The sequence below is a fragment of the Chromobacterium sinusclupearum genome, assembly GCF_002902845.1.
GTDB lineage: Bacteria > Pseudomonadota > Gammaproteobacteria > Burkholderiales > Chromobacteriaceae > Chromobacterium > Chromobacterium sinusclupearum.
In genome coordinates this window covers 1-4,002 of sequence record NZ_PPTF01000071.1, presented here as the reverse complement: position 1 = coordinate 4,002, position 4,002 = coordinate 1, and the positions used below count along the sequence as shown (strand labels likewise).

At 63.2% G+C, this 4,002-nt stretch carries 4 protein-coding genes; 1 reads left to right on the top strand and 3 read right to left on the bottom strand.

What is annotated here, in order from left to right:
- Positions 1-221: 221 nt before the first annotated feature.
- Positions 222-1,133, bottom strand: coding sequence for a LysR family transcriptional regulator (locus C2134_RS15500; RefSeq protein WP_103321050.1), 912 nt, complete (start codon positions 1,131-1,133; stop codon positions 222-224).
- 102 nt (positions 1,134-1,235) lie between these two features.
- Between C2134_RS15500 and C2134_RS15495 the strand changes: the two genes are divergently transcribed.
- A complete protein-coding gene (locus C2134_RS15495) occupies positions 1,236-1,856 on the top strand; it encodes an NADPH-dependent F420 reductase (RefSeq protein ID WP_103321049.1) in 621 nt (206 codons plus the stop codon).
- A gap of 46 nt (positions 1,857-1,902) precedes the next feature.
- Here C2134_RS15495 and C2134_RS15490 read toward each other — a convergent pair whose 3' ends face one another.
- Both C2134_RS15490 and C2134_RS15485 read right to left on the bottom strand, forming a co-directional pair.
- On the bottom strand, positions 1,903-3,021 hold the full coding sequence (locus tag C2134_RS15490; protein ID WP_103321048.1) for an ABC transporter ATP-binding protein: 1,119 nt from the start codon (positions 3,019-3,021) through the stop codon (positions 1,903-1,905).
- The coding region (locus tag C2134_RS15485) for an ABC transporter permease (RefSeq protein ID WP_146042175.1) at positions 3,009-4,002 on the bottom strand (994 nt) is incomplete at its 5' end. The genes C2134_RS15485 and C2134_RS15490, both read right to left, overlap by 13 nt.

Genomic DNA, 4,002 nt, shown 5'->3' with positions numbered 1-4,002 from the left:
CCCGACCGTATTGCTGGACGGCAACCACCCGCTCTGCGGCAAAACCCTGCGCTTCGCCCTCAAAGTGATGGATGTGCGCGAGGCCACCGCCGAGGAAATCGCCCACCAGCACGTGCATGGCGAACACGGGCATCAGCACTGATCCCGCCGGCCCCAAGCAGACCGAGCCCTCCCCATCCGGGAGGGCTTTGTTTTGACTGGGCCTCCATTCAAACCACGCATCATGTTTCTCGAGCAAGGCATTTCGTTCCGAACTCGTCTATCAGTGCTTCAATGAAGCTGCGTATTTTTGCCGTTGGCTTCCGTTGAGACGGGTAAAGCACATGCATGGGACGAGATGGACCCACATAGTCCGGCAGGATGCGGACTAATCGCCCAGCCTTTATTTCGGGTTCCATTACATCCTCTGGCCCCAAGATAATACCGAAGCCTTCAGTGGCTGCATGCAGCAGCGCTTTCCAGTTGTCGCTGCGCAAGCGTCCATTTACCTCTATTTCATGAGTCATGTCGTTCTGGGTGAATATCCAGCGGCAGCGAATCGTCGAGGCTCCGTAGGTATATGCAAGACAATCATGAAGAGACAAGTCTGCCGGTATCTCTGGTGCCCCGTGCCGAGCCAGATAGGAAGGCGCGGCGCAGGCAATCAGTCTGTATGGGGCCAGGGGACGGGCGATCAGGGATGAGTCCTCAAGCTCTCCTATGCGTATCAGGATTTCGTATCCATCCTCCAGCGGATCCACATAGCGATCACTGAGAGACAAATCTATTTTCACTTCCGGGTAACGAGCCAAATAGCGTGTGACGAAGGGCGCCAGGCTGAAAGATCCAAAAGTCATGGGTGCGCTAACGCGCAATAAGCCCTTGGGTTGGGAGTGCATTTCCTGGGCGAGGGAGTCGGCGGCATCGACTTCGGCCAATACCATTTTGCAGCGGTCGTAATAGGCGCGGCCGATATCGGTCAGGCTTTGTCGTCTGGTTGTCCGGTTGAGCAATGTGATGCCCAGGCTGGTTTCCAGTGCCGCGACGTGTTTTGCCACCATTTGCGATGACATTTCAAGCGCCTGCGCCGCTGCTGCGAATGAGCCCAGTTCAGCAGACTTAGCGAAGACCGCCATGCTGGTCAACTTGTCCATGATTCTCTCTTCTGAGTTGTTTGTTATCCAATTTTTGGACCATTTATCTCTCAGGGATGGGTAAATATACTCCAAATGTCACTTTCATATGGAGTACTCGTCATGAAGATAGGAATCATTGGTGCGGGCGTGGTTGGCCGGGCTTTAGCCAAACTAGCGGTCAACGCCGGCCATGAGGTGATGGTCAGCAACTCGCGCGGTCCGAGGTCTATGTTTAGCCTGCCTTATTCCACAGGTTGCACGCTGGGTACCGTGGAAGAAGCTGCGCAGTTTGGCAGCATGGTTGTACTGGCAGTGCCACTGTATGCCTATCACACCCTTCCGCCTTCATTGCTAGCTGACAAGTTGGTGGTAGATGCCTGCAACTACTATCCCGAGCGGGACGGATGCATTGAGGCGCTGGACTTGAAGAAGACAAGCTCGAGCGAGTTGATTGCCAACTATTTTCCGCAAGCAAGGATCGTTAAGGCGTTTAACGCCATCCCAATGAATGATCTGGAAAATGACGGCCAGCCTGTCGGAACACCGAAGCGCCGCGCACTACCCGTTGCTGGCGATCTTGAAAGCGATAAGGCGCTTCTAGCCATGCTTTATGAACAATTCGGATTTGATGTCGTGGATGCAGGCGTGTTGTCTGAAGGGGCGCGATTCGAACCAGGCACGCCTGCTTACTGCAAGCCGCTTAACAAGCAAGAGCTGCAAGCGGCCTTGGCCGCTGTATGAGGGGAGGCGGGGAGCCTCTCCCCCGTTGCGGAGGAGAGGGGACCGCTCAACGTCCCTGCCGAAACAAGGCCGGGCTGTGTTGCAGGCGGGTGGCGGCGATGCTGCCGCCTGCGCTGCTTGAGCCGCCGGGCGCGGCGAAGCAGGCCACGGCTCCTTCCACTTGCAGCGCGACGGTTTGGCCCGGTTGCGGGCAACTGTAGCCGGGCACGCGGGCGGCCAGCAGGCTGCCGTTTTCCAATACCAGCCGCACGCAGGCGTCGTGGCCGCTGAAGCTGACGTCCAGCACGCTGGCTTGCGGCGCGTGGCCAGTTGAAGTGGGCGGCAGCAGGCGGATTTGTTCCGGCCGCAGCAGCACATTGACTTCGCCTTGCGGCATGCCGTCCAGCAGCGGCAGCCGGCCCAGCGCGCACTGCGCTTCGCCGCCTTGGGCGCGGCCGGGCAGCAGCACGGCGTCGCCGACGAAGTCGGCCAGTTCCGGGCTGGCCGGACGCTGGTACAGCGTTTGCGGCGTGGCCACTTGCAGCAGGCGGCCTTGCCATAGCACCGCTACTTGGCGGCCCATGGTCAGGGCCTCGGCCTGATCGTGCGTCACCATCAGCGCGGTGGTGCCGCTGGCGGCCAGCGCGTCGGCCACGGCCTGGCGGGTTTCAGCGCGCAGCGCGGCATCCAGCGCCGAGAACGGTTCGTCCAGCAGCACCAGCGCCGGCTTGGGCGCCAGGGCGCGGGCCAGCGCCACCCGTTGTTGTTGGCCGCCGGACAGCTGTTGCGGCGCGCGCTCGGCGAAGTTGGCCGGCAGGCCCACCATGTCCAATAACTCGGCCACGCGGCGGCGTTCGCGGCGCTCGGCGCGCGGCAGGCCGAACACGATGTTGTCCGCCACCGACAGATGCGGGAACAACGCGCCTTCCTGCGGCACATAGCCGATCTGGCGCTTCTCGGGCGGCAGATGAAGCTGCGCGCTGCTGACCAGCCGGCCGCCGATGCGGATGCTGCCGGCGTCGCAGCGCTCGAAGCCGCACAGCAGGCGCAGCAGCGTGGTCTTGCCGCTGCCGGACGGGCCCAGCAGCGCCAGCAGCGAGCCTTGTTCGACGGTCAGGTTGATGTCGTCCAGTACCCGGTGCTCGCCGAAGCGTTTGCCCAGTTTTTCGATTTTCAGTTCCGACATGGCGGCGTTTCCTGTGATTTCCAAGCTTGCGTCTGCGCGCCCAGCACTGCGCCGCGTCCCAGGCAGGACATCAACAGCCAGGTGGAGAACAGCGACAGCGCGATCAGAATGGCGGCGTACGGCGCGGCGGCGGCGAAGGCCAGGGCGGCGGTATCGGCCCACACCTGGGTGGCCAGCGTCTCGGTGCCGATGGGCGCCAGCAGCAGCGTGGCGGTCAATTCGGTGATGACGGAGACGAAAACCAGGCTGGCGGCGGCGCCCAGGCCGGGCGCGGCTAGCGGCAGCACCACGCGCCACAGCGCCTGCCACCAGTTGAGGCCCAATGATCGGGCCAGTTCCTCAAGTTTGCTTTCCGCCTGCATCAAGGCGCTGCGCACGCTGACCAGGGCCAGCGGCAGGAACATGATGGCGTAGGCCAACGCCAGCATGGCCGCGCTCTGGTACAGCGGCTTCAGCCACTGGATGGCCAGATTGACCAGCGCCAGCGCGATGACGATGCCGGGCACGCCCTGCGCCAGATACACCACGCGCTCCAAAAGATGGGCAAGCCGGCCCGGATGGCGCGCCAGCAGATAACCCAGCGGCAGCGCCAGCACGGTGGTCAGCGCGGCGGCGGACAGGCCCAGGCCCAGCGAGGCGGCGGTGGCCGACAACAGCAGCTGCGGCGAGACCTCGGCCGGCGTCACCGCGTCCGCGCCCGGCTGCAGCGTCCAGTACGCGATGGTGGCGATGGGCGCGAGCAGGGTGACGGCGCCTTGCAGCGCCAGCCACAGCAACGCCGGCCAGCGTTTCCAGCCCAGTTCCAGCCGGTTGGCGGCGCGGCGCGCGCCGCGGTCCAGCCGCTGGTAACGGCCGTGGCCGCGCACGCGCAGTTCGGCCAGCAGGATCAGCATGCCGGCCGCCATCAGCACGCTGGCCAGCAGCGAGGCACCGGCGCTGTCGAAGCTGGCGCGGTATTCGGCGTAGATCTCGGTGGTGAAG